Consider the following 26,585-nt stretch of genomic DNA (forward strand, 5'->3'; position numbering starts at 1 on the left):
TTCATTACTATAACTTAATTCGCATTCAAACGAAACTAAACAACCAGTCGCCGATTCAATTTCGGCAACTGGCTGCTTAATTGGCTAAGGTGTTTTGATCCCTGTCCTACAGACGGGGGTCAGTCCCAGGAGCGTTGGCTTGCTTTTATTTCATCATTTTCCCCATACGATACGCTGCCTCCATAATATATGGCGCGTAATCGCTCATTTTTTCTGGAGTGAGACGATTCGATGGCCCCGAAGCAGCAATAGAAGCCACTAATTGTCCATTCCTGTTAAAAATGGGAGCAGCAACTGCCGCCGTCCCCAGCTCCCTCTCTTCTACACTCGTAGCAAAGCCTTGCTGCTTGATTTGAGTCAGCTGCTCGACATAGACTTCTTTATTGACAAAATCCGGCCAGTCCTGATCATTTAGCAGCTCCTGCAAGAAATATGGCTCAGCATACGCTACCAGCACCTTGCTTGATGCCCCTACCGCGAGTGGCATACGCGCACCAATTGGCGCCACCCTGCGAATGGGCTGCTTGCTTTGTACAGCCTGTATACGTATCCGCTCACTTCCATCACGTACATACAGACTAATTGTTTCTTCTACTAAATCCCGTAGCCGCTCCATCTCTGGCAAAAGCAATGTTGCAGGGTCGTCGTTATGAGTTAAATTTGCCGATAGCTCCCATATCCGAAAACCTAAGCGATATTTCTCCGTTTCGATATCCCGGATGAGAAATCCTTTGTTTTCCAACGTTGCCAATAATCGATGCACAGTGCTTTTATGCAGGGAGAGTCGGCTGGAAATCTCACTTAGCCCTAAGTCCGTGGAATCCGTAAAACAGAGCAGGATATCCAAAGCCCGTTCGACGGCTCGAACGTTCGCTTTTTGTTCTTCCATCTGTTATTACACCTGCTTCCTGAATGAATCCGTCTGTTTCATCTGATGAAACAAATATGCTACTTTTCAGTATACGAAAAAATAAAGCATAGTAAAGAGTGAATCCGCAAAGAGAATACAAATCCTACCTATTTTTTTCTGAGGATGACATTCCCACAAGCGCTGAAACGAACAGGACGTACATTAGTAAAAGAGCGTTCTTGTTTCACAACACGATTGGGGGAATGACCTCAAGTGGCTAAAAAAAGTGAATCAAAGCTGACGAAATATGCTGTGTTGCGTAAAAGCTCTGCATTGGCAGGTACTTTGCCAAACACGCGCCGTTTTTCCAAGCGTTCGCTGTACGAATTCCTGGACCGATACAAAAAAGTGATCGCCAAGCCTGCCTCTGGAAGTGGAGGAGCCGGCGTCATCCTGGTTACTGGTCGCAGTCACAGCAAGTACCGCGTCCAAAGAGGGGCCAACCGCCGCACCACACATGGCAAAAAAGAAACCTACCGTTATTTACGCAAAAAAATCAAATCAAGTTACTTGGTGCAACGAGGAATCTCGTTGGCACGCATCAGTGGCTCTCCCTTTGATGTAAGGGTTATGGTACAAAGAAAGCCCGGCGGCGCTTGGGTGGTAACCGGCATGCTCGCAAAGGTAGCAGGCAGGGGCTATATCATCACTAATGTAAAAAGAAGTGGCGGCAGTGTTCTTCCTCTCGCTACCGCCATCCGCCGTTCCACGATCAAAGGCGCCTCGTGGGCAGCCATCATGGCTCGCTTGCGACGGGTCGCCCTGCTTGCAGCACATCGGCTAGCCAGCTATTATACCAAACAACGCGTTTTTGGACTGGATATGGGCATCGATTCAAGTGGCAAGGTTTGGATTATTGAAGCAAACCTGCGGCCAGACATCACGCTCTTTCTCAAGCTGGCTGACAAAGCCATGTATCATACCATCGTCAGCTATCGCAAATAAATGCCTTTGGCAAAACCACACTTCACTCTGTAAAAAAAAGGGTAGCCGTCCAAAGCGGCTTCCCTTTTCCCTTATCTGCTGTTCCTAGAAATCAAAATTGTCCGGGTCTGGTCCAATTCGCTTGTTTTCATTCAAGGCGCTGATTTTCTCTACATCCTCTGCGCTCAGCGTGAAGTCAAACACATCAGCGTTTTGACGAATCCGCTCAGGCGTAATAGATTTTGGAATGGTCACTACCTTATTTTCCAAATCCCAGCGAATGACGATTTGAGCTGGAGACTTGCCATATTTTTGTCCCAATTCCACCAGCAGTGGATGGTCCAGATTTCCTTGCATCAGCGGGCTCCATGCTTCGAGCTGGATTTGACGCTCCTGGCAGTAAGCAAGCAGCTCTTTTTGGGTAAGCATTGGGTGATATTCCACCTGATTGACCACAGGTGTGATTTCGCTGTTCTGGCGCAATTCCTCCAGATGATGGATGTTGAAATTGCTGACGCCGATCGCGCGAACATATCCGTCACGATACAGCTTCTCCATTGCTTTCCATGTATCTACAAACTTGCCTTTTACCGGCCAGTGAACGAGGTACAGGTCCAGCGTATCGAGCCCCAGCTTTTTCATACTGGTATCAAAAGCCTTCAGCGTTGTCTCATAACCTTGATCTGCATTCCACACCTTGGTCGTGATGAACAGCTGATCGCGATCGATTCCGGATTGGCGGATTCCTTCGGCTACACCTTCTTCATTCCCATAGACAGCTGCCGTGTCTACGCTGCGGTAACCTGCTTCAATCGCAGAGCGGACTGCCACTGTTTCATTGCCTTCCTTTGCTTTCCAAACTCCCAGGCCAAGCCACGGCATTTTGACGCCGTTATTCAATACCGAGCTATCTGTGATATGTGTTGCCATCCGATCTCCTCCCGACTAACGCTGATTTTATGTACGTACCAATCAAATTTTAGCATAGATTACCTAGCTTAGAAAACCTGACTATGCCACGTCCTTTGGCACAGCCATTGCTTCCCTTGTATCAAATCTAGTACAGACGGTTCTTGTAGCTATCTTCCAAGCCTTCTGCTACTTCTTTTGCCGTTACTCCAGGCAGCTTCACATGGTCTGCCAAAATTTGCGATACATTCGGAGTAGTTCCTGCTTCTGGCCACGACTCCGGCTTCCAAAGACCCGAGCGCATGAATGCTTTGGCACAATGCATGAAGCATTCTTCGACCTGCACTCCGATTCCGATCGATGGCACCTTCCCTTTTACCGCCATCTTCTCTAGCAGCTCAGCATCGCGAATAATGCAGGCACGTCCATTGATTCGCAATGTTTCTTCTAGTGTCGGAATCATAAAAATGAGACCGATCTGCGGATTGGATAAAATATTGGAAATCGAATCCATGCGTTTGTTTCCTGGACGCTCTGGAATGACGAGATGGTTGTCATCGATGATATGCACAAAGCCCGGAGCATCTCCACGCGGGGAAGCATCACATTTTCCCTCTGCATCCGCCGTTGCGATGATGAGAAAAGGCGCTTGTGCGATAAAGTTACGCACATGACTATCCATTTGTGCAATCGCCTTGTTCTGGACTAACTTGCTTGGTTCTCCATACATTTCTCGAAGCTCGCTCTCAGACGAGATCACTTCGCGGAATATTCCGAAACCAGTCATGGCAGACACCTCGCTTTCTTAAGATCATTGTCTTATGTTCATCATACCATATTTTTAGGCCAGTCACTTCCCATTGTCAGTCCAATGTGCTGGACGAGCAAGTGATAATGGGAGCTTGGTGCTTGCATCTCCTTTTGCTGCATTAAGCTGTGCTTGCGTGAGAAAAAGGCTTCCCATAAGGTCAGCGCCCCTGATATCTGCATCTCGAAAATCTGCCCCGATGAGATCAGCTACGCGCAAATCTGCTCCTCTGAGGTCAGCAGCAATCAAATAGGCGCCTCGTAAATTGGTGTACCGCAGATCTGCCCCTTTGAGCTTGGCTCCGATCAAATCTGCCCCTCGCCCGTAGTTTTTTTGACGTCCGAGCTGACCTTTGTGCTGCCTGCGGGCTTCATCGCGCACGAGCTCGCTGGTCCGCAGCAGTAGGAAATTAACTTCTGCCCGGTGAGCAGCCACGTCAACTTTTAGCAAAGAGTCTGGGGGAAGCTGCGTGTATTGCTCCGTCTTGGCGAGCGCCTGACTCAGCTCACTGTGGATCGGACAGGCTTCTTCTCGCATAAGCGCTTCAGACAAGTACCAAAGCAGTTCATGGAGCTGCCACATGATCGGGAATACCTCGTACATTTGTTTCGCCGATCCTGGTGCCTCCCTCCAGTCCTTCCCCCCGTAAGTTACTTGCGACACCTTTTGTCCCGCTCCAAAGCAATCATAGACCGTACAGCCACGATAGCCGATCTGCCGCAGGGTAGTATGCACACCACAGCGAAAGTCCGCTTGCAAGTTATGACAGGGCTGACCCGCTACTTTGTCTATGGCAAAGTCTACGGAAGCTGCAAACGGCAAGGCCACGCAGCACAAGCCAAAGCACTGCTCGCAATTTCCTCGTAAGTCACGACGACTCTTCTCTATAACAAATCCTTCATTTTCACTATTTTGTTCCATCCTTCGTTCTCCTTTGTTCACGGTTACCTTTTCTTTTCGGATTACCTATTACAATTCCTGTATGGTATTACTGAATATTTTATTTGTCAATCGAATCCGCAGCGAGACAGAAACGACAAAAAAACTGCGTTTTTACGGGCAGTTTTTCAGATTACCAGGTTACTTTTCATGGACGCGCTGGCGATACCCCGTCAAAAAGGAGAGCATGACATGGACAGCAGTCTTGACTGTTGCTTCTCGTTGATCCTTGAACGGGTCGAGGCAGACAATGTCCATCGCTTTTACTTTGGGGTAAAGACCCGCTGTATAAACCGCTTCAAACAATTCATCACTGTGCATCCCGCCAGGCGTAGAAGCAGGGACACCCGGTCCGTAGCTGCTGTCTAGTACATCCATATCAACAGTGAGGTAAATCGTATCTACGTGTTGTCCAAGATGCTGAAGTGCTTCTGCTACGGTTTCACCCACACCCTTTTTTCGTGCCTGGCGAAGGGTTGTATAGCGCACACCTGTTTCATCAGCGTACGTTTTGAGCGAACGGGCATTGAAAAAGCCGTGCAGCCCGATGTTGTGCACATCCTCTGCCCGAATGGTCCCACTCTCAATCAAATTGCGAATGGGAGTCCCATTTGACGGTCCGTTGTCTGCTAAGTCACGCAGGTCAAAATGTGTATCGAGCTGCAGAATTCCGACTCGCTGCTCTGGATGGGCATCCTTGTAGCCTTTGATCAGCATCGCCGTGATGGAATGATCGCCACCCATCATCAGCGGCAGCAACTCAGGATGGTGCGTGCGCATCTGTTCCATCGCTTCGCGGATGTTTCGATGACACTGGGCGATGTCCGTCACATGCTGACGCACATCCCCGAGATCGACTACACGCAGATCAGACAAATCCACATCATAGTCGAGGTTGTACGTGGTGAAGTACTTCCAGGCGCGCCGCATCGCATCCGGATTTTCGCTTGCCGCTGATGCGGAAATGGAGGAGCGGGATAGCGGCACGCCAAGAATCGCCACATCGTATGCGGACCAATCTGTGCTAGCCGCATTGCTGACTTCCAGCGTAGTAATCCATTCGTTTACTTTTGGCTCGGCTGGGGCGTGGCTTCTATCCCAGGCAAAGCTCGGCGGTTTTAGCAGTGGATATGGATAGCCGCTCATGCCAATCTTCCTTCCCTGACTACGACAGCTCCGTTTTTCACTACCGTATCGACATGATTGATGCCATAGCGATATTGCAGCGTCATAAAGTCAGGTACATCAAAGATCGTGATATCGGCTTTTTTACCTGCTTCAATACTGCCTATTTCGTGGGCGCGGCGAATGGCATGAGCCGCATTAATCGTAGCGGCTGTCAGGACCTCTGCAGGTGTCATTCCCATTTTCAGGCAGCCCAAATTCATAATCAGTGGCAGCGATACTGTCGGAGAAGAACCTGGATTGCAATCGGTCGAAATGGCTACCGCTACACCCGTGTCAATCATTTTTCGACCATTTGCTGATTCCGCCATCAGGAAGAAAGCAGTCCCTGGCAGCAGCACAGCAATTACGCCTGCCTCTGCCATCATCTGAATCCCGCGATCTGATGCACGCAACAGATGGTCGGCGGATACAGCCCCAATCGTTGCTGCCATCTCCGCTCCTTCATACGGCTCGATTTCGTCCGCATGTATTTTCGGGAGCAGACCATGCTTTGCCCCTGCTTCGAGAATTCGCTTGGACTGCTCCGGGGTGAATACACCGCGCTCGCAAAAAACGTCATTAAACTCTGCAAGCTGGCGCCTCGCCACCTCCGGAATCATCTCATTGATTACCAGCTGGATAAATGCTTCCGGGTCCTCACGATATTCACGGGGAACGGCATGAGCGCCCATGAAAGTGCTGACAATATCAATTGGATGTGCCTCGTGCAGCTGTTTGGCTACCTCCAGCTGCTTGATTTCATCAGCAAGAGTAAGTCCATACCCGCTTTTTGCCTCGACGGTTGTCACACCATGCAGCAGAAACTGATCCAGTCTGCGCTTGCTCTGTGTAAACAGCTCCTCGTGACTCGCCTCTCTGGTCGCAGCCGTCGTGGAGTGAATCCCTCCGCCGTTGTTCATGATTTCCATATAAGTAGCGCCATTTAGCCGCATATTGAATTCGTTTTGCCTGCTGCCCGCATGCACCAGATGCGTATGCGGATCAACCAGACCGGGAGTGACAAGCTTGCCTGTGGCGTCGATAATTTGTGCCTCATGAGCACGCTGTCGGTACACCTCTTCAAGCTCCTCATCGGTCCCGACTCTCTGGATGACCCCTTCTTCCAGCCAGACGCTACCGTTTTCAATAATAGACAGCTCATTCATCCGCTCACCGACTACAGGTGCCTCTGAACCGCCAGCCAGTGTAGCAAGCTGGCTGGCATGGCGAATCCATACAGGTTTGGTCATGGCTCTTACTCCTTCATCATTGGAATATGAACGCCTTTTTCCTTGGCGGTCTGAATAGCCAGATCGTAGCCGGCATCCACGTGACGAACGATGCCCATTCCTGGATCAGTAGTCAATACGCGCTCCAGGCGACGCGCTGCTTCTGGCGTACCGTCAGCAACGATGACCATCCCTGCATGCAAGGAGTAGCCCATTCCTACACCGCCTCCATGGTGAACAGAAACCCAGCTTGCGCCACCTACTGCATTGACCATTGCATTGAGGATCGGCCAGTCTGCTACTGCATCGCTGCCATCCTTCATCGCTTCTGTCTCGCGATTCGGCGATGCAACCGATCCGGAATCGAGATGATCGCGTCCAATGACAATCGGTGCCTTCAATTCGCCACGTGCCACCATGTCATTGATGATTTGACCAAAACGCGCGCGCTCCCCATAGCCCAGCCAGCAAATGCGCGAAGGCAATCCCTGGAACTGAATGCGTTCTTGTGCCATCCGAATCCAGTTGCACAAATGCGTATTATACGAAAACTCGCGCAGGATGACCTCATCTGTTTTGTAAATATCCTCAGGATCACCGGAGAGCGCTACCCAACGGAATGGCCCCTTGCCCTCGCAAAATTGTGGACGAATATAGGCAGGTACAAAGCCTGGAAAGCGGAATGCTTCCTCTACCCCTTCGTTTTTCGCTACCTGACGGATGTTATTTCCGTAGTCAAATGTGATCGCTCCCTTTTCTTGCAGAGCGAGCATGGCGCGAACGTGCTCGGCGATGCTTGCTTTCGAACGAGCTTCATACTCTTTTGGATCACTGCCCCTCAGCTGCGCTGCTTCCTCCAGGCTCATACCAACCGGGATATAGCCATTCAGAGGATCATGCGAGGAGGTTTGATCTGTCAAAACATCCGGGATAAAATTGCGTGCCAGCATCTCTTTCAATACTTCTGCCGCATTTCCTAAAAGGCCGATGGAGATACCTTTTTTCTCACGCTTCGCCGCTTCTGCCAGACGGATGGCCTCATCCAGACTTTCGGTCATCTCATCCAAATATCTCGTGTCCAATCGACGCTGGATTCGTGTGCGATCTACCTCAATATTGATGCTTACACCGCCATTGAGGGACACTGCAAGCGGCTGTGCTCCGCCCATACCACCCAGACCAGCTGTAACTGTAATCGTCCCTGCAAGCGTTCCCTCAAAATGCTGTCTGGCACATTCTGCAAAAGTCTCATATGTCCCTTGTACAATTCCTTGGCTGCCGATATAAATCCAGCTTCCAGCGGTCATTTGCCCGTACATCATCAGCCCTTTTTTGTCGAGCTCGTGGAAATGCTCCCAATTCGCCCACGCAGGAACGAGATTGGAGTTTGCCAAAAGAACTCGCGGTGCATCTGTATGTGATTTAAATACCGCCACTGGCTTGCCGGATTGGATCAATAACGTCTCATCACTCTCTAAGTTTTTCAATGTTTCGACAATAGCATCGAAGCATTCCCAGTTGCGTGCAGCTTTCCCGATTCCTCCATATACAACCAGGTCATCGGTCCGCTCTGCTACATCAGGATTCAGGTTATTTAACAGCATACGCAGCGCCGCTTCCTGCACCCAGCCCTTTGTATGCAGCTTGGTACCAGAATACGATTGAATCATTTGCTGAATAGTTTGTGTTTTCGTCATAAATTCCACCTGCTTTTCTCCAGATTGAATAGCTTATATCTAGTATAGAAAAGCGAAACGATGCAAAAAAGGCACCACTCTTTCGATTTGGTGCCACTTCTTTCGGTATGAATCGGCTCAGCAGATCACTTTTTAAGAAATTCTCTCTTTTTATTCGATTTCTATCTTTTCTTTTGATTTCGAAACAGACGTGGAGTTGTACCCGTCTTTTCCTTGAATATTTTGCTGAAATAATTGGCGTTTACAAAGCCAGTTTGTTGCGCAATCTCTCCGACAGACAAAGATGTCTCCATCAGCAGGCGACTTGCCTCCTTTACGCGCAGAGTGGTCAGCAGATGCCGAAAGGAAACGCCTTGCTTTTGAGTAAACAGCGTACTGAAATAGGCAGGACTGCGATCGACGTGACGCGCGACATCCTCCAGGCGCAGATCAGAATCGGAATAGCGTCTCTCCATGTACCGAATAGCTTGTTCGATGACATCCAGTCTGACCTCATCTCGCTGATTTTGAACCAGGTCCATCAGTGCTTGAATAAACAACAGGAGCTCCACAACAATCCGGTATAGAATCGGCGAATACAGGATGGTTTCAAATACCTGGTGGTACTCCTGCTCGAGCTCTCCCTGCTCCAGCCCATGAGATTTCATATAGCGTCGCACCTGTGCGAGTATGCTCGTCAAACGAATCCGCAATAGGCCTGGCTCCGGAAAAGGCTCTTCTTTATAGGAAAAGTGCTTATACATCCACTGCTTCAGCTCTTCTGGATCGCCTCCATGCAGCATGTCTACCCACAGGCGTTGTTCCGACGGAGTCAAAAAAGGATCGATCGTCGCCCAATTGACCTGATTCTCCACTACCCAAAGCTGCCTGTACCCTTTAAAAAAGCGGATAGACAAAGCCTCACTCGCTTCTTTATATTTCTCATACAAGCTTTGCTCCGGCTCCTGTGAATCATACACCACCAGAAACAGGGGGGAATCACCCGTTGTCTCCCAATCCATCAATAGTCGCTTAGCTGTTTGCTGCAGAAGGGCCGATGCTTCAGGATCTTCTACAGAAAACACGCCTACGATTACTTCACTTGTCGGAAGCAGGATAGGCTTGTCTCGAAAAGGATAGTCCTCAAAGAAGCGAAGAAGCTCCGGATGACGCTTTGGGTCCTCCAGTTGCGCAAGCATCAACGCATATGTGCTCCCCTGCAAAGGACGAGGAAAAAACAGATCCTGATACGATACCTCTCTGACTCCTCCAGTCGCACCACTCTCCTCCTGATTCAGCTGGTTGTGTCTGCTCCTCTCCTGACAGCAGCGGGTCAAAACACGTCTGATATACTCGGGCGTTTGGGGCTTAATCCATAAATCCCGTGCATTCAGCTCAATTCCTTGCATCGCACGTTCAAAGGTAGCTTCTGCTGTCGTAACCAGTACAGTAGGCTTATACTGCTCCACCAACAGCTTGAGCCGCTCCCATTGACCTTTTCCAATCATGTCCAATTCGAGGCAGATTACATCCGGCGTCTGGGATTCCATCAGTTGAAATACCTCTGCCATCGTCCCCGCAGAGAGTACTTTTTTATACGGAATTGCACAGCTAGATACGAGCCAGCCCATTCCAGTCCGTTCATTCGGATCACGGTCGGCAATCATGATGCTGGGCATGGACAGCCCCTCCTTTGCAATGCCAGAAGATTTAGACGAAATGAGGTACAAAACCCTATTCGTAGAAACAAAGGTTGCCCGCAATTGGACAACCTCGTACGATAGTGGCTTTTTACGATGTAAAAGGATTTTCAATCATTGTTCCCATGATGTGATCAACCGGAATAAATCCGATTTCCCGCGAATCCGTACTGTGATTACGATTATCTCCCATCACGAAGATGTGATTTTCAGGAACAGTCAGCTTGCCGTCTGCGACAAACTGCATCGTTTCCTTAATGTACGGCTCTTCCAAAGCAACGCCGTTGCGGTAAACCTTGTTGTCCTTGAATTCAAGCACGTCTCCTGGTTTTCCGATGACACGTTTGACGTACATAGAGTGATCTTCTTGTGTTCCTGTCAAAAGAGAGACCAGTGGGTGGCTTGTGAGATCGTCCATAAAGGAACGGTCTCTTTGGACACGACTGTCAATAACGACGATATCTCCATAGTTCGGTAAATAGGAAAACGTATGTGAAAGTTTAGACACGTAAATTCGCTGTTGATCCTGCAAGGTAGGGTCCATGGAATGACCATCAACCTTATATGGTTGGAATACAAAGATTCCTAAGACCAGGGCAAAAACTACTGCAAAGGCAATCGAACGAACCCATCCCATAATCTCTTTCACTCTCATTTGACACTCCTCTCATTACCTTCTTCCAAAAACCTTCCCACACATCATACCACAAACGATAGACAGACGCCAAAAAGCCAGCCCCATATAACGGAGCTGACTCTGCCATCCCATCTTATTTGGACAAGCCGTACTCTTTCATTTTGCGGAAAAGACTCGCTCGACTGATTCCAAGCAACTCTGCCGCGTCTTCTTTTCTGCCTTTTCTTTTCTGGACGCGCTGAATTGCCTTCGTAATCGCCATGCGCTCCATTTCCTTTAGCGAAAGCAGTTCGTCCTGTTGTTCCTCGCTTCCCACCGTCCGTGAAGATCGCAACGACTCGCTATTGTTTTTCACTATCGCGCCTGGTAAACTAGCTGGTTGAATCGAGGTATCGACCTCCATGTTGACGGCATACTCCACGACGTTAGCTAGTTCCCTGACATTACCAGGCCAATCATGATGAAACAAAATCGCCTGTGTTTCCTGTGAAAATCCAGAAACAGGCTTGCCTAATCGTGCCGCACATTCTGCCAGACAGCCATTTGCCAAGGTCAGTATATCCTCGCGGCGACTCTTTAGCGAAGGCAAATGTATCGGAATCACATGCAATCGATAAAACAAATCCATGCGAAACAGTCCCTGGTAGACCCGTTCTTGCAAATCCATATGGGTTGCCGCAATGATTCGGGCATGAACAGGAATCACCTTTCCGGCTCCTCCTACCCGCTGAAGCTCTTTTTCTTGAAGTACGCGAAGCAGCTTCGATTGCAGATGAAGCGGCATGTCTCCGATTTCGTCCAAAAAAAGCGTACCTTTTCCAGCCAGTTCAAAAAGACCCGGCTTTCCTCCCTTTCGCGCACCTGTAAAAGAGCCTTCCTCATAACCAAAGAGCTCGCTTTCCAGCAAATGCTCGGGGATCGCAGCGCAATTAATGGAGATAAAAGGCTGCGCATTTCGCCTGCTCGCTTGGTGGATCGCTTTGGCAAACAGCTCCTTGCCTGTCCCGCTCTCTCCCTGGAGCAGTACGGTAGAATCACTGTCTGCGACTCGCCTTGCCATGTCTTTAGCGCGCTGGATGGCAGGACTGCTTCCTAGGATGACCGAAAAAGCATCCTCACGTTCATAGCCGCCTACCTGTCTGGCAATTTCTACGACTTCCCGCACGTCATCAAGGGTAATGACCCATTCACGAATGTCGCCGTCGAGTTCAATCGGCTTCATCGAAAACAAAAACTCCTTCGCTTCCTGTCCGATCACCAGAGTGACCTTTTTCGGAGTGCCCTGCACCTGATCCGCTTCTCTGATCGCCGCAAGCCAAGCTGTTGCATCTATGTCTGCAAAGCTGTCATCAGCCCCGAGCTGTAAAAACTGACGTGCTCTCTGGTTGACCTGAACGATTCGATCGGCCTGATCCACTGTAAGCATCGCTTTGTCCAAATCATCCATTACAACACGAAGCTTGGCTAGCGCGAGCTGCTGCTCGACATACATGTTGTGTTCTTTCAGCTTGATCGAGATCAGCTCAGCCATTTTTTGCAAAAAGTTGAGGATCGAGCTGACATCAGAGAATAACCGCTCTCTTTGCTCCTGATCAAATGCGAGCAAACCGATGACACCAACCTTTTGTCCATCCAGCATAATCGGGCAACAGATTTCACCCGTCTCAGCACAATTGCCAAAGTGGGCACACGGTCGGCAGCGATCATCCTCGCCGGGACGAGTAATTACCACGGGTTGTCCAGCAAACAAGGAGGAGCGATAGACGTGATCATGGCCCGCCATCGTGTGCAATACACCTGCCTGCGTGCGTCCCGTTCCGGCTATCCGCATCAAATCTGTGTCGGCAATTTCTACCTCTACGCGCAGAACGGACGCTACTGCCCAAGCAATTTGCTGAACACTCTCCTGTATCTCACGCAAGGACATGCGGATTCCCCCCTCTGTCGTATCATCTGCCTCTATTATACCGCAGACGTGGGGAGAGCCCAGTTATTATGCATTCGCTTCTTCATCCTCTGCAGATGGCCATCCGCCCCACAGATTGGTGATATGCCCATCCAGATCACGCAGCGTAAAGCTGTAGCCCCCGCTCTTCTTATAGCTCATCTCACTCGTTTCAATCCCTTTGCTGCGCAGCTCTTCATAAACGGCGTGAATTTGATCTACCTGAAGCGAGATGATCGGCTGTTCCTGCCCCGCCATATTGGTGAAGTCGAGGCATGGTACGTTTGGGCTTTGAACCAGACCAAGCCCTACCCCTCCGACATTCAGCCATGCTTCATAATCTCCCGGCGTATACTCAAAGGTAAACGGAATTCCCAGAACATCCCGGTACCACTTCACCGATACCTCCACATTTTTTACTGGCACCTGAATTACTGCAAAATGACGTACGAATGTACTCATAACATTCACTCCTTCTGTAAGATATGGATGAACCACTACTAGCCTTTCATGCTCTTAAACGAGAAGTTGGGTCAAAAAGAAACGGGCATGCTACCATTTTTGAATAAAATGGATCAAATGGCCGTCTGGATCGCGAACCGAAAAATAGAGCTTGTCCGCCTGAACAGTTACCTTCTCTACGCGCACCCCGCGATCCACAAATCGCAAATACGTATCACAAATGGCGTAAGGATCACCTGCACGAAAAGCTGCCAAAAACTGCTCGAAGTCTTCTTTGGTCACCGAAGCAGTGGAAGCCTGTTGTGTGGATGGCTTGTGACGAGCTTCTTCGCTTCCGTCAGCGGCTTGTTTTGCCAGAGAGAGCAGGCGATTCCGCGCCCTTTTTACTCCTTCCTTTACTGCCCCAAGCGTCATATGAAGCAGCCTTGCCGTTTCCGGTGCAGTGAATGAAAAAATATCAATCAAAAGGATCAGCACCATCTGCCGTGCATTCAATCGATTTGCCAATTGCTCAAAATTTTCCCGAATGGTATATGCATCACTAGCTGTAGAGTGTTGCAAATACTGTGCTTCGTCAAATAACTCTTTGGATTCATTTGTTTGTTTTTTCCGACAATGATCAATCCACGCATTGGTCGCAATCTGTCTAAGAAAGGCTTTCGTCAGCTCGCGCTCCGGCTGCTGCTGAATCGATCGATACGCTTTGGCCAATGTTTCTTGCATCAAATCTTCCGCATCCCATTTGTTCTTGGCGAGCTGTAAGCAGTGCTTTTTTACGTCTGATAGAAACGGCTCTAGGCGAGAAAAGGATGCGCTACTCATAAAATCCCTCCGAGGCTCCCTCAAATACACATTTATTGTCAATAATTTACTGGTGGCTGTCAATCCGCAAAAGCGGGCTTTCCTGAAAAGGTACCAGACAAATTTGGTACTGCAATCCTCCGCTCCTAACCGCTACCATGTGGATAGGCAGCAGATGCCAATTCGATAAACTGGCGGCGATTTTATGATGATAGTTTTCTTGCTTGTTCCGACGTTGCTGATTTTCCTCGGCCTGCAAGTCATAGGCAGTGTTCCTGTGACCTTTCTTCTTTTCTACAGCTGGCTTTTGCTCGTTCCTACAGTCGATGGCCTCTTCGTGAAAAAATGTACCCCCAGAGAGACGTTTTCCTCACTTGGCTTTTCCATTCGGCGAAACAATGTTTGGACTGGCCTTTGGACGGGTTTCATTTTTATGTTTGTTATCCTTTGTGGAGGGTACTTCTTTCAATCGTTCCTGTTTGATCGCTCCGACCTCTCCCAACTGCTTGCTCGCTGGAATTTTACTGGCGATTTCACAGGTGGCCTGGTCCTCATCCTGATGCTGATCAATCCGGTATTGGAAGAGATGTATTGGCGCGGCTACATGCATAATAAGCTGACGCGAAAATATAAACCACAGACCGTCATCCTGCTTACGGCACTGTTTTACAGTCTCTATCATTTGCTTTCGGTCATACCGCTCTTTGCATGGCCTTATAATGTCATGATGGTCGTGCCTGTGTTTCTGGCAGGTTTAATCTGGGGGTACATGCGACAACGCCATCACTCGGTTGTCGGCTCGATCATCAGTCATGTGCTGGCTGATGCTGGGATAATGGGTATTTATTTATTGTTCTTGGCGTGAGAAAACCTGCCCTCAGAGGCAGGTTTCTTTAATGGCCCCCTACTGAAACAATCGTGAGAACCAGCTCTGCTTATTCACCTGATGCCATTCATTCAAATAGCCAGCCACGACTACTAGTGCGGCATTGTAATCAATGGCATTTTCATTTGTCGCATACGAGCGGGAATCATCAACATAGCTGCGGGGACCGAGCTTTTTAGGCGCGATCTTGTCGTTTGCGTACGAGTTGGGCCCTCCAACTAATAATCCAGGTATGAGAACGCCGCTTGCCACAACGTAACGGTTATGCGGCTGCATTGGCGAAGAGCTTCCCATCCCGGTGACAAACGATTGAGCCAAAGGGTTGGCTCCGAGCACCCAATCCAGCTGTCTGGAGATCGCATGCGGATAATAAGGCTGCGGGTTAATATAATTAGCTGCCGCGAGATGCAGTCCGTAGCCAAGTGTGGTTTTGGCAGATCCCCAATCGTAATCCGCAGGCTGAAGCACGGTGCCGTAAGCGGAATGATTCAATTTGTTGACCACCAGGTTTGCATGCTGAAGCAGTCTTTGACGCAGCTCATGCGTCAGGTCCCAATCCTGTGGCCCTCCGAGAGCAAGAGTAAGAATGGCCAGAGAGGATGTATTTTGCCAGTACGAGGGCACCATTTTGGCAGGATTGAGCTCTAGCTGCTCGATATGCTGCTCAACGTATTCGCGAAATACAGGATGACCTGTCGTTACATACAACTCTGCTGCTGCCCACACTCGCTTGTCCTTATCGCTGCGCGGACGATACGCCTGCTTGTCCTGAAGCGAGAGTATTTCTTTTGAATTTGCCAAAAAAGCCCACGCCTTCGTCGACGCTTCTAGCAGCCCCCGGGAATAGCTCTCGTCATACGCTTCGTAAACTCTCGCAGCACGTGCCATTGCCGCCGCAAAAATAGCCGTGTCTGGAGTTGAAATATCATAAATATACTGGGTACCAAGATCAGCTTCGGGCATGATCATCCCTGGGAATTTGGTAGTCGCTACACTATGGTAAACGGCCCCATCCTGCCTCTGCATTTTCAGCATCCAATCCAGCTCAACCCGAATAACTGTCAACGCATCCGGATAATCACTGTCTGCCGCAGGCAACTCCAGCCTGGTATCTTCCGCTGTTTGCGGTGCCAGCTCCTGTAAAAGCAGCAGCTGTCCAACCGTAACCCCAGCATTGGACATATATTTGCCAAAATCGCCTGCATCATGCCATCCGCCTACTGTGTCTCTGCTCTGGCTGTTGTCCGTATGCAGCACCGCCGGATTAATATGGCATTCGGCGTGCTGGACATGTGTTAACGGGTCGTCAATCGCAACACCACATCGCTGTAATTCATAGGAGCGCATCGCTTGTTTGTAGACGATTTCATACACACCCGTAGAGATTTGAAAAGGGGCACTGCCCACTCCGTTAGGCAATCGGATTTGGTAGGTACCTGATTTTTTGTAGCTGGAGAAATCAAGTACATACACTTCTCTCCCTGTACTCTCATCGGTGCTACTCATTTTGGGTGCTCCAGTAAATACAGTCTGATTGTCTCTTAGCTGAACAAGCGAGAAGCTTTGAGCAGGCACAGTCGTATAGGCAAATTTGACAGCAGTTGGCGCGTACCCAATCAGATTCACTCCAATGTCAGTGGAGATGGGCGTTAAGACTACCGTTGGCGTATGCTGTCGCTCCCTCCCTATGAAAATAAAGACGACAACTAGCACAAGCAAAATGCCAAGCACCAGCTTCCAACGAAAACGCAAATCAATCACCACCTTTCCAAAGAGAAATTAGGTAATAATTGTAAATTTATAAGTCAGATAGCTCTTGTCTATTTGCAAACTAAATAGTACGCCTGCTGATACAAGCACCTCGCTGTATACATAAAATGAAATTATCCATTCAATTCCATTCAAACGAACGGAGGTCATGAAATCACCTATGAGCAACTACATTTTGTCTGGCCCAATCGATAGGCGCTTTTTCGGCATCCAAATTGAGGAGGTCGCCAATGCTCGTCCACTCGGTTTTGGCCTGCTACGATTAGAGACAAACTGGCGCGAGATCGAAAAAACAAAAGGCAATTTCGATTTCAGCAGAGTAGACCAGTATGTCGCTTTTGCCCTGCAAAACAATCTGGATATCATCATGCTGCTCGGGCAACCACCAGACTGGGCCACAGGCGGAAAATGGTCCTCTGACTACGGATACTACTACAACAGCATCCCGCCCACCAACATCCAGGATTGGCGAAATTACGTCCTCGCTCTCGGGCAGCGCTACAAAGGGAAAATCATGTTTTACGAGGTATGGAACGAACCGAATTTAAGCGGTTTTTATTCGGGCACGCTAGAAAAGCTGGTCGAGCTGACGATGGAAGCCAATAAGGTTTTAAAAGCCGTTGACCCCAACATCAAGATCATCAGCCCCAGCTATACAGGAGCAAGCGGCGTAACTGGCATGGGCGATTTTTTACGCGCTGGCGGGAAAAATTGGATCGATATCGTCGGATTGCATCTGTATGCGTATCCAAAGCCCCCAGAGGCAATGATTGATCTGGCCTATGCCTACCGCAAAACGATCACACAAGCTGGAGCCGGCTCGCTGCCGATCTGGAACACCGAAAGCAGCTGGAACAGCTATTTTTACAAAGGAATTCTTTACGGAAGCGATGAAAACGACTATTCCAATCAAATGCCTGACGATTTGGCTATCGCCTATATTCATCGGATGTTCCTGTGCAACTGGGTTGCCGGAATGAATCGCGCAGTATTCTACGGTATGGACCAGCCTTGGTCACGTATTCGGCTGCTCGACCTCGCTCATCTCCCGAATGTCGCAGTAACCGGACGTGCCTTTCAGCGGATGGTGGACTGGTTGACTGGCGCTACTATTCAGCAGTATATGGTTTCCCATGAAGGTGTACACACCGTCTCACTGACTTTTCCTGACGGCCTAGCTGGCTATATTTTTTGGACAGACGATGATCGCTCTGTCTTGTTTCCACTCTCCTCTGAACTTGCATTCAGCCAAATCCAGGCTGCTGATGGGACGACACTTCCCGCATCGGATGCCATCACGGTGACCAATCTGCCTCTGTATGTAAAGCTGCTCAGCTCTCAAGTGGAAGCGCCTGTGCTTGACCGAAAGGCAGATGCAGATACCGAGCTGTTGTACAATAGTGATTTTAGCTTGAACATCTCCGACACTGCATTTCCTCTAGGATGGGAATCACTAGGCATGACTGTGAGCAAATATACAGGAACCGATGCTCCGGCAGACCAAACAATTGTTACGCTTACTCCTGCAAACCAGTATGGGCAAATCCTCCAGCGATTGAAAAAACCTCTGAAAAAAGGGTACTCCTACAAGCTTGCGATCACCTACAAGCTTCCCTCTGCTACGACACCTGGCAAATGGGGGATCGGGTTTGAGGTAAGCGCTACAGGAACCCCGTTTATTGAAGAAGCCTACCTCTCGCTTACATCCCAAGACGCCTTTTTGACCAAAGATGTATCGTTTTTCTATGATTTTGGAGATCCGGACCCTTCTCCTGACCTCCGCCTTACCCTAGTAAACCTGTCTCCAAATGGACAGCAGCAGACCTTGCATGTGTCCAAAATCTCGTTAACCCAAATAAGCGAAATTGAAAACACCATGCAGCACGCCTACAATATCGTCTATTCTCCTGTAGCACCGTCGACAGGCTCGTACACAAAAGGAGATCAAATTCTTTTCACAGATGCGGATCTTATCGCCTCGGAAGGGATCGGCTGGATCTGTACCACCTCCGGGACATTCGGAACCGCAAAAGCGGTAAACGGCAGCCTGACAAACGGCTCGAATATTTTGGTTGTCAACAAGGCCGCAGCCCTGCGTGTAGGTGATTACGTCAAAGTCGGAAGCGACCCGAATGTATATCTCATCTCGTATCAGCAAAGTCCGACACGCTATGAGCTTGGCTCTACGGCAAAAACGACACAAGTGAATCAGATCGTCTCTTATGCAGCTCCGACATTTGCACAGCTCTCAGCACCTGCAAAAGGAAAGCCGGCCAATCCAACCGTTCCCACCATTGGTCGAAGCCCCTATGTGCTGCAAAACACGAATGCGTATCCGCTCGACGTTTTGATCGCCAAAGGAAGCGTTTCTCTCATTGAGTTTTCCCGCAACGGAACCACCTGGTATGATACGGGACTGGTCTCGGGAATCGTCCGGCTGGCTGCTGGCGACAGAGTCCGAATCACCTACACGTCTGCACCGAAGATTACACTTGTTCCCCAGTAGCAAACTCGCGCCCTTGTGGCGCTTTTTTGTTTAGAGCGGGGTTTTCTTCCTTTGGTAAATCTTTGCCTAGCTTTCCGATCAAATACTCACTGAGCGGTAGCTTTTGCAGCAGGTAGGCTGCCCCCCATGACAGACACACTCCCCCTACAAACAAAGCAGCAAGCAAGAGCACCGGCTGATGCTGTGCGGGAAAAAGCAGCGAAAAAGCTTTGCTGACGCACATCAGGAAAAAAATATGCAGCAAATAGATGCTAAAGGAATACTGGCTGATTGTGACCAGCAGACGTGGTACGCTTTTGATCTGAACCGCCACAGCAAACAGCGAGAAGATCATTCCTATGGCATAGAGCAGAACGTCTATCCGCTTGGAGGACATGATCGTAATGAGACCACTGTGGTGCAAAAAGAGCATCGCACAGGCCAGAAAAGCGGTTCCTGCCCAAATCCAGCGGCGGTAGGAGATTAGAAAGCCTTTCACCTGATCAAAATAGCGACCACAGTAATAGCCTGAGCTAAAGTAAAAAATCCACCCCAAGAACGGAAGCCACCACACCTGATACTCAGAGTTAGGATCATCAAATGTGCGAACGAAGCTGAAATAACCGAGATAAGCAGCATTGATCAATAACGAGGCAGTCAGTACCCACTTCCACGACCATTTTTGACCATACCGTTGGAAGAGAACGTGCAGGAGATAAAATTGAAAAATAATGAGGATAAAGTAACCGTGAAACTTACCAAGAATGAGATTTTGCCACAAATGCTGGCCGAATTCCGACAACGCATGCTTGCCAGTAACCGAGGAGAGCAACGCGTAGAAAACGGCCATCGTAATGAACGGGAGCAAAATATATTTAATCCGCTTCCCCAAAAACGTCTTGGGTGATTTCACAGCCCGGGAGTATGCAATCAAAAATTCGGAGATAAACACAAAAAGCGGAGTAGCGAACATGAGCAGCAATAAAAGGGACGTCCAGATGCCCTTTTCCAGAGAGGCATCTGTCTCTACATACATTTTGTTGATCATAATGCTGGCGGAATGAATCAGTACGACACAGAGGCAAGCAATCGATCGAAGCCAAAAAATCTCTCTGATCATTCCTCATCATGCTCCTTTGTCATGGTCCGAGTGTACTTCTATCCATACGACTCCTCTTTTTCATTGTGTTCCGGCATCAAAACCGGAATCCGTTTCATTCCCAACCTCTCAGCAAACAGGTTGAACAAATAGAGCGGATTTAAAAAGAGGTACCGACGCCAAAGCCGCTTCGGCTCTTGGATCATGCGAAACAGCCATTCCAACCCTCGCTTTTGCATCCATGTAGGAGCTTGCGGCAGGAGGCCAGCGTGAAAATCAAAGGCAGCTCCTACCGCAATTAACGGCATGGGGAGCTTGTTGCGATACTCGTACACCCACGTTTCCTGGCGCGGACAGCCAAGACCGACAAGAACCATTTTGGCTCCGCTCGCCTTGATCTGCGCTACGACTTCCTGCTGCTCAATTGCTGTCAGCCGCCGGAATTTGGATGGCTCCATGCCCGCTATGATCAGCCCCGGATATTTTTCACACAAGCGCTCGGCCAGAAGCTTGATTGTCTTTTCGGTGCTGCCGTATAAAAAGACGGGCAGCTGTTCTTCTGCTGCTGCATTCATCAGCCGCAGCGTCAGCTCTGGGCCGTATACACGATCAGGCAAGCTGATTTTATGCAACAGAGAGAGGCCCCAGCGCACGGGCTGGCCATCAGGGACAACCAAATCCAATCCGTTCAGCCTGCGCTGGTGTACGCTGTCCAAAAAGCCTGTCATAACTCCATGCACAGCCAGCGCCGTCACCGCATACGGCTCACCCTCTTTTGCGTGCGCCACTATCTTTTTCACTGCACAAGCGTAATCGACTGCAGCAATCCTCACCCCGAGAACAGGATGTACACCATAATCAATCATGGCGTCACACTCCAGCGCTCTTTGTTCTCTTGATAAATTTCCTCCAAAATCATCTTAATGGAATATTGAATGCTCCACTGAGGATAATGGGCCATGAACTTTTCCAGGCTACTCACATACCAAATATGATCGCCCGAACGATGCTGCTCACTGTACCCAAAATCAATCGCTCTGCCTGTCTCATCCTCTACCATGCGGATGGCTTCAAGCACGGAAATGTTGGAGTACACGCCACCTCCCAAATTGTACACCTCTCCGGGAGCTGGTGGATGCGTGTATACCGCGTGTATGGCGCGAACAACATCATGCGCATGAATCACATCACGCACCTGCTTTCCCTTGTAGCCAAAGATCGTATAGGGAGTTCCTGTCATGGCACACTTCATCAAGTAATTGATAAATCCATGCAGCGGAACGCCTGCTTGTCTGGAGCCGCTCAACACCCCCCCACGAAAGCAAACGGTCCTGATTCCGAAGTATCGCCCGTATTCTTGTACCAGAATATCCGCGGCCAGCTTGGAAGCCCCAAAGAGGGAGTGCATATTTTGATCCACACTCATGTCTTCTTTGATACCGTTTTGATACGGGTGCTCAGGGGCAATCTCCCAGCGGGTTTCTCGCTCTATCAATGGCAGTCGATTCGGGGCATCACCATATACTTTGTTTGTCGATGTGAAAACGAACACAGCGCCCGGACAATATTTTCGTGTCGCTTCCAGTAAGTGAAGAGTTCCATTGGCGTTCACCCCGAAGTCCGTAATCGGGTCTTTGGCTGCCCAGTCGTGAGAAGGCTGCGCTGCCGTATGCACGATCAGCACAATCTCCTGCCCGTATCGTGCAAAAATGCGTTCCAGCTCATTCGGATTACGAATGTCTGCATCGGAATGCTCATAGTTGCTGCGATATCGCTCAATGAGACGAGAGCGATTCCAAAGCGTGGAGCCTTCCTCTCCAAAAAAGGTTTGCCTCATATTGTTGTCAATCCCGACTACCTGGTAGCCACTTTCAGCGTAATAAGCGGCTGTCTCTGATCCGATCAACCCGGCTGAACCGGTTACGATTACGACTGCCATATTTGCTCCTCCTTAGATACGTGGGGTGTACCGGGATTTCGGATGCCAATCGCCTGACCAATCCCTTGGGCAAACCGCTCTGCCATTTCCTCGATCGTGTAGGTGAGTTTTGCCCTGTGGCAGCCCTCTTGCAATACACGCAGTTTTTGTTTATCTGTCAACAGTTGCACCACGGTTTGTGCATAAGCTTCCAAATCTTCAGGATCATCCTGCATCACACCGTTTTCTCCATTGACGAGATATTCGATTTCCGGACTGTGGTAATCCAGCTTGGTCGTGATGAGCGGAACCCCGAGCGCGAATGTATCCAGTACAGCAAGTCCGACCAGACCTGGCATGAGAAACAGCTTGGATATTTTGAAATAAGGTACCTTTTCGGTTTCAAACTTGGGGCCGATATATTTTATCCATGAATGCTGGCTGGCTGCCTCTTTTACGAGGGAATCGTCCACACCTGCTCCGATAAAAATCATTTGAAAGTCAGGGACTAGCTCGCGTATCCGGCTGCATGCTTTCAATAGAAAGGGAATTCGTTTCTCCGGGTAAATTCCACCCGTGTACAAGCAAACATGATCCCCGGTAATGCCAATTGATTGTTTAAAAGCCGCAAGATCCTCCGGCTTCCACGCTTCGCTCGCCCCCACAAGCTGATGGGTATCGATTGCGTTTTGCACAGAAGTGATTTTCTCTTCTGGAAAGCCTAGCTCCCTGACAATTCTGGCACTTAGATCATTGTAGGCAAACCACCAATGCACGCGCTTTGATAGCCATGCTTTGACCCGCTCTCCAGTCCAGCTCGCATTGTGCGCTTGTAAATTACGCCCGTGGCCCCAAAAAGCAATCCGCCGAATCCCGAGCTGATTCTGGAGCATGAGATAGTAATTGATGAGCAGCTTGCTCGCTTGCTCTACGATCACCAGGTCGGTTTCTTTCAACAGGGAGGTGCATGGCTGCCAGTACAGCTCACGCGAACCGAGCCGGAAAATCTTGTTCTCAATCTTGTGTGCCCAGTCCAGCTCGATCGAATCCTTTTTGACTGCTTCCGAGTGTGCTGGCTGCCCGTAGATTAGAACCAGCTCGATGCCCTGCTCTTCCAGCCGTTCTTTTAACAGCTCATAAAACCTTCGTCGATACTGTGGCAAAGACTTGTACAAAATGGCTACTCGGTGCCGCTTATTCCCCTGCCTCACGTCGTCCCCTCCTTTCGCTTGCGGATACCTTGACCACTGATAGCTTTTAGCATTTGATAGCCATAGTAGAGCGATCCTCGCAATACCTCTTTTCCGCAATGCCTGAGAAATTTGTGTAGCGGCAGAGGATTGATTGGCGCACCCAAGGTTTCTGGCCACATCTGCATGATCATCTTGCGGTACAGATGATTGCGTGTGCCGTAGTCGTGTTCGACTGAAAGCAGTGTCACGAGCAGCTTGCGGTTGTTGAACGGGCTGAATTCTTCAATGGCAATATCTTGTTCAGCAGCGTGAATGGCTCCCCATCTTCCGTATAGCTGCTCCCACTCAAACAACGTAAGCAGCCTGATTCCGAATTTCTCCTCATAGGATCGGATCGGATCGAGCCACTCCTCATAGCATCGGAACGCATAGGCATTCTCCCCCAGCTTGATATTTCGTGATAGGAACCGACCATCTACTCTTCGGTTCGGATGGTAATCGTAATAAACCTCTCGGGCGATCTCGCTGTAGTTTCCGCTGATGTTTATCCGTTCCTCTGTGTGAAGATAGTGCTGGTAAAAAATTTGTGACTTGGGCAAATCGCGCAGCTGAGTGCTCTGTTGATTGATTCGCACGAATTCCTCATCCACTTTGTCTAAGGCCGGGTGGATATGAAATGTTTTCCCTAGTGCTGAAAACAAGGCTGCTGGAACCCTGACATCTGTGGCATTTTCTGACAAGCCGGAATGAAGCGCGATATAATAATGAACCTCATCGCTTACATCTTTGCTGGCGGCGAGCAAAATCCGGCTGTCCAAACCAGCAGTAACCGGAAGCATCACGCGCGTGCGGTTGGCAATGGCACGCAGAGAACCTTTCAATATCTCTACCGCACCTTCGACCGCCTCGTCTACACCGATTGGCTCTAGTTTAGACAGGGGCCAATAGCGTGTGATCGACCCCTTTTTGACATCAAGAAAATGATTGGGGGTCAAATGCTTGATCTTCTTATACATAGAGCCGTCCCCTGGCCACAGCTGCTCCATCTCCCGATATTCTACCGACTGGACAAACGTCTGCAACTCCTCGTTGTCATCCAGTTCGGCTCCTATCAAAGAGGCAAGCGTAGATGCCTGCGATGCGCACCAGACACCATCTGGCTGAATGGAATAAAAGACTTGCCGCATCCCGCATGCATCTGTCAGCAGCTTGATCTGTGTTTCGTCTTGATAGATGAGTATCCACCTGCCACCACAGTGCTCCACCCCCGCCAAGAGCTGGTCAAACGAAGTACATTTTTGATGAATATCGTTCAATATCGCTTCATTCGACCACTCCGCATGATAAGGATCGATCATGTATCCGAGTACGATTAATTGAAAGCCATGACGATAGGATTGAATCACATCCAAATCAGGGTGGACAGAGAGGAACAGCTTCTGATCGAGCTGTATCCGTTGCCATCCGCTACGCTCCATATACCTCGTGCCTATGACAAATTGCCGCCGATACAATAGTCTTTCCATATCCGTTATCATCATTTTTCTCCTTTTACGTCGGCTGGACAAAACGCTCCAACAAATTTGCCGTTACTCCCTGGATGATTTCACTCACACTGCCTCGTTCGTCATTCCACGGATTGGCAAGTCCAAAGCACCAATAAATCGTACCTGCGTCAAACACGATCGCATCTGTCCAGTATTGATAAATCGTCGTATGCGCGACCGCTTCATCCCCTGCTGTATTCACTAGCGGAGAGGCGGCGATGATTTCCAGATTGGATGGGGTAAAAATATGATTTTTCACGGAGTCGTACTCCCACCCGATCAAATGCTTCACCCTATCCCCCTCCTTCACATTCAGCCCTTTATACAGCCAATGTCCCGGCTTGCTTACCACCCAGTCGGGCCCGCTATATACGAGTCCGTCATACATTTGGCCCAGCAGCTGATTTTCGGGTTCATTCAGATTGCGCCACTCCGTCGTGACCAGCTTGCGATGCTGTGTTGGGTCCTCTTGGATAGCCCTATACTTGTAGCAGATTTGAAAGCGCGGCTCCTCGTCATTGGCGAGAATGCTTCCCTTTTCGTCCTCAAAGCGGATTTGCCAAAAAATATTGTTTGCTCCCAAATAAGCCAGGTGTACGCCTTGATCACGCAGGTTCTCCACGTATTGACGCATTTGGCGCGAGTAATACTCGTCATGTCCGAGCGAGACGAATCCCTTGGGCCGCCATTTTACCCGTCCCAAATGTATATCGATATTGGTCACATAGCCGATGTCGTAGCCTTTTGACTCCAGCCAATAGACGCTCGGATACTCCAGATACAAATCGCCGGAGCCGTGATACTGCTCGTACGGCCGGTTGTAGGAGATCGCCACCGCTACGTTTTTTCGATCTGTATCGTAGTCGATATATTCATGCGTCTTTTCGTCGTAGTGTCCGTAGTACCCATATCCACCCCAAGCACTGTATGCATGCCAGGTCGTGACCGCCGACTGCACCATGAAGTCATGTTCATGCTGTTCATCCCGAATCAGAAAGGGAATATAGGACTGAAATCCTTCGGCATCAGTCATCCGGACGATATAAAATCCCGTTACCCAATCCTCTGGAATCTTCAATGAATAGGATGGCTTCCATTCCAGATGCAGCAGCTTCGTTTTTGGGTCAGGCTGTGGCAGTCCGTGCCGCCCTTCCTTTTTAGACCACCATCCCTGTGCCTGTCCGACCAGCTCCGACTTGGTATGGTGCAGTCTCGCACCCTTTCCTTGGTAATATCCGAGCCGGAATACATCCAGTCTGTACCGGATGCCGCTCGTTCTCGTACTGATATAGAAAACAATCGTTTCGCCAGCCACGACACTCGTGGTAGATGCGTATCCGGCAATCGCACCTGCAGCAGGCTTGGTGACTCTCCAGTCTGCGTGTCCTGGCTTTTTGTTTTCATCTGCGATCACCGGCTTTCGCGGAAATGTCTCGTGCTCCCGTAGAGCCAGCGCCGGGGATGCACTGTCCAATTTCCACTGGTTATGCCATAAAGGGATATTTCCGACCGAAAACAGCATGCTCGATAACGCAGCGTACTTCAGAAATTTCCGACGCGTCATTCGCACCTGGTCTTCT

At 49.4% G+C, this 26,585-nt stretch carries 23 protein-coding genes; 4 read left to right on the forward strand and 19 right to left on the reverse strand.

Annotation, left to right across the window (positions count from 1 at the left end; genetic code table 11):
* On the forward strand, nucleotides 1–80 hold an 80-nt coding region (locus C3B52_RS38310; RefSeq protein WP_373419749.1), incomplete at its 5' end, for an IS3 family transposase.
* Nucleotides 81–145: 65 nt separating this feature from the next.
* Here C3B52_RS38310 and C3B52_RS31975 read toward each other — a convergent pair.
* A complete protein-coding gene (locus tag C3B52_RS31975) occupies nucleotides 146–889 on the reverse strand; it encodes an IclR family transcriptional regulator (RefSeq protein ID WP_103110385.1) in 744 nt (247 codons plus the stop codon).
* 234 nt (nucleotides 890–1,123) lie between these two features.
* On the opposite strand from C3B52_RS31975, the gene C3B52_RS31980 reads away from it, so the two are divergent.
* Nucleotides 1,124–1,855: a YheC/YheD family protein gene (locus C3B52_RS31980; protein WP_103110386.1), complete on the forward strand. Its 732-nt coding sequence runs from the start codon at nucleotides 1,124–1,126 to the stop codon at nucleotides 1,853–1,855.
* A gap of 84 nt (nucleotides 1,856–1,939) precedes the next feature.
* Here C3B52_RS31980 and C3B52_RS31985 read toward each other — a convergent pair whose 3' ends face one another.
* The 11 genes from C3B52_RS31985 to C3B52_RS32035 all read right to left on the reverse strand — a co-directional run bounded on the left by C3B52_RS31985 (nucleotide 1,940) and on the right by C3B52_RS32035 (nucleotide 14,128).
* A complete protein-coding gene (locus tag C3B52_RS31985) occupies nucleotides 1,940–2,764 on the reverse strand; it encodes an aldo/keto reductase (RefSeq protein ID WP_103110387.1) in 825 nt (274 codons plus the stop codon).
* A 127-nt stretch (nucleotides 2,765–2,891) separates the two neighbouring features.
* Nucleotides 2,892–3,530, reverse strand: coding sequence for a pyridoxamine 5'-phosphate oxidase family protein (locus tag C3B52_RS31990; RefSeq protein ID WP_103110388.1), 639 nt, complete (start codon nucleotides 3,528–3,530; stop codon nucleotides 2,892–2,894).
* A gap of 63 nt (nucleotides 3,531–3,593) precedes the next feature.
* On the reverse strand, nucleotides 3,594–4,472 hold the full coding sequence (locus C3B52_RS31995) for a pentapeptide repeat-containing protein (RefSeq protein WP_103110389.1): 879 nt from the start codon (nucleotides 4,470–4,472) through the stop codon (nucleotides 3,594–3,596).
* 159 nt (nucleotides 4,473–4,631) lie between these two features.
* Complete coding sequence (locus tag C3B52_RS32000) at nucleotides 4,632–5,636, reverse strand: agmatinase family protein (RefSeq protein WP_103110390.1); 1,005 nt, start codon at nucleotides 5,634–5,636, stop codon at nucleotides 4,632–4,634.
* On the reverse strand, nucleotides 5,633–6,907 hold the full coding sequence (hutI, locus tag C3B52_RS32005) for an imidazolonepropionase (RefSeq protein WP_103110391.1): 1,275 nt from the start codon (nucleotides 6,905–6,907) through the stop codon (nucleotides 5,633–5,635). Before hutI ends, C3B52_RS32000 begins: the two co-directional genes overlap by 4 nt.
* A gap of 5 nt (nucleotides 6,908–6,912) precedes the next feature.
* Nucleotides 6,913–8,583: a urocanate hydratase gene (hutU, locus tag C3B52_RS32010; protein WP_103110392.1), complete on the reverse strand. Its 1,671-nt coding sequence runs from the start codon at nucleotides 8,581–8,583 to the stop codon at nucleotides 6,913–6,915.
* 161 nt (nucleotides 8,584–8,744) lie between these two features.
* Nucleotides 8,745–10,241: a helix-turn-helix domain-containing protein gene (locus C3B52_RS32015; protein ID WP_103110393.1), complete on the reverse strand. Its 1,497-nt coding sequence runs from the start codon at nucleotides 10,239–10,241 to the stop codon at nucleotides 8,745–8,747.
* Between the two features lie 112 nt (nucleotides 10,242–10,353).
* Nucleotides 10,354–10,911: a signal peptidase I gene (gene lepB / locus C3B52_RS32020; RefSeq protein ID WP_103110417.1), complete on the reverse strand. Its 558-nt coding sequence runs from the start codon at nucleotides 10,909–10,911 to the stop codon at nucleotides 10,354–10,356.
* Between the two features lie 121 nt (nucleotides 10,912–11,032).
* Nucleotides 11,033–12,826, reverse strand: coding sequence for a sigma-54-dependent Fis family transcriptional regulator (locus C3B52_RS32025; RefSeq protein WP_103110394.1), 1,794 nt, complete (start codon nucleotides 12,824–12,826; stop codon nucleotides 11,033–11,035).
* A 66-nt stretch (nucleotides 12,827–12,892) separates the two neighbouring features.
* Nucleotides 12,893–13,306: a VOC family protein gene (locus tag C3B52_RS32030; protein ID WP_103110395.1), complete on the reverse strand. Its 414-nt coding sequence runs from the start codon at nucleotides 13,304–13,306 to the stop codon at nucleotides 12,893–12,895.
* Between the two features lie 90 nt (nucleotides 13,307–13,396).
* Nucleotides 13,397–14,128 carry a sigma-70 family RNA polymerase sigma factor gene (locus tag C3B52_RS32035; protein ID WP_103110396.1) on the reverse strand — a complete coding sequence of 244 codons (732 nt, stop codon included), beginning with the start codon at nucleotides 14,126–14,128 and terminating at the stop codon, nucleotides 13,397–13,399.
* Between the two features lie 184 nt (nucleotides 14,129–14,312).
* On the opposite strand from C3B52_RS32035, the gene C3B52_RS32040 reads away from it, so the two are divergent.
* Nucleotides 14,313–14,972 carry a CPBP family intramembrane glutamic endopeptidase gene (locus C3B52_RS32040; RefSeq protein WP_235615923.1) on the forward strand — a complete coding sequence of 220 codons (660 nt, stop codon included), beginning with the start codon at nucleotides 14,313–14,315 and terminating at the stop codon, nucleotides 14,970–14,972.
* Between the two features lie 39 nt (nucleotides 14,973–15,011).
* On the opposite strand, the gene C3B52_RS32045 is transcribed toward C3B52_RS32040, so the two are convergent.
* A complete protein-coding gene (locus C3B52_RS32045; RefSeq protein ID WP_164685011.1) occupies nucleotides 15,012–16,745 on the reverse strand; it encodes a glycoside hydrolase family 9 protein in 1,734 nt (577 codons plus the stop codon).
* 178 nt (nucleotides 16,746–16,923) lie between these two features.
* Between C3B52_RS32045 and C3B52_RS32050 the strand changes: the two genes are divergently transcribed.
* Entirely contained in the window at nucleotides 16,924–19,269 is a 2,346-nt protein-coding gene (locus C3B52_RS32050) for a GH39 family glycosyl hydrolase (RefSeq protein ID WP_103110398.1), read from the forward strand.
* Here the strand turns inward: C3B52_RS32050 and C3B52_RS32055 are convergent.
* The 6 genes from C3B52_RS32055 to C3B52_RS32080 are packed head-to-tail and all read right to left on the reverse strand — an operon-like array spanning nucleotide 19,250 to nucleotide 26,569.
* On the reverse strand, nucleotides 19,250–20,368 hold the full coding sequence (locus tag C3B52_RS32055) for an acyltransferase family protein (protein ID WP_103110399.1): 1,119 nt from the start codon (nucleotides 20,366–20,368) through the stop codon (nucleotides 19,250–19,252). The two genes, C3B52_RS32050 and C3B52_RS32055, sit on opposite strands and share 20 nt — an antisense overlap.
* Nucleotides 20,369–20,406: 38 nt before the next feature.
* Nucleotides 20,407–21,213: a WecB/TagA/CpsF family glycosyltransferase gene (locus C3B52_RS32060; protein WP_103110400.1), complete on the reverse strand. Its 807-nt coding sequence runs from the start codon at nucleotides 21,211–21,213 to the stop codon at nucleotides 20,407–20,409.
* On the reverse strand, nucleotides 21,210–22,286 hold the full coding sequence (locus C3B52_RS32065) for an NAD-dependent epimerase/dehydratase family protein (RefSeq protein ID WP_103110401.1): 1,077 nt from the start codon (nucleotides 22,284–22,286) through the stop codon (nucleotides 21,210–21,212). Before C3B52_RS32065 ends, C3B52_RS32060 begins: the two co-directional genes overlap by 4 nt.
* The gene (locus C3B52_RS32070; RefSeq protein ID WP_103110402.1) at nucleotides 22,274–23,476 is read right to left on the reverse strand and encodes a glycosyltransferase family 4 protein; all 1,203 of its coding nucleotides are present in this window, start codon (nucleotides 23,474–23,476) and stop codon (nucleotides 22,274–22,276) included. Before C3B52_RS32070 ends, C3B52_RS32065 begins: the two co-directional genes overlap by 13 nt.
* Entirely contained in the window at nucleotides 23,473–24,996 is a 1,524-nt protein-coding gene (locus tag C3B52_RS32075; RefSeq protein ID WP_103110403.1) for a hypothetical protein, read from the reverse strand. The genes C3B52_RS32070 and C3B52_RS32075 overlap by 4 nt, the downstream gene beginning before the upstream one ends.
* A 13-nt stretch (nucleotides 24,997–25,009) precedes the next feature.
* The gene (locus tag C3B52_RS32080) at nucleotides 25,010–26,569 is read right to left on the reverse strand and encodes a N,N-dimethylformamidase beta subunit family domain-containing protein (RefSeq protein ID WP_164685012.1); all 1,560 of its coding nucleotides are present in this window, start codon (nucleotides 26,567–26,569) and stop codon (nucleotides 25,010–25,012) included.
* Between the last annotated feature and the right edge of the window lie 16 nt (nucleotides 26,570–26,585).

Origin of the sequence: Brevibacillus reuszeri, assembly GCF_002897295.1 — a bacterium.
Taxonomy (GTDB): Bacteria; Bacillota; Bacilli; order Brevibacillales; family Brevibacillaceae; genus Brevibacillus; species Brevibacillus reuszeri_A.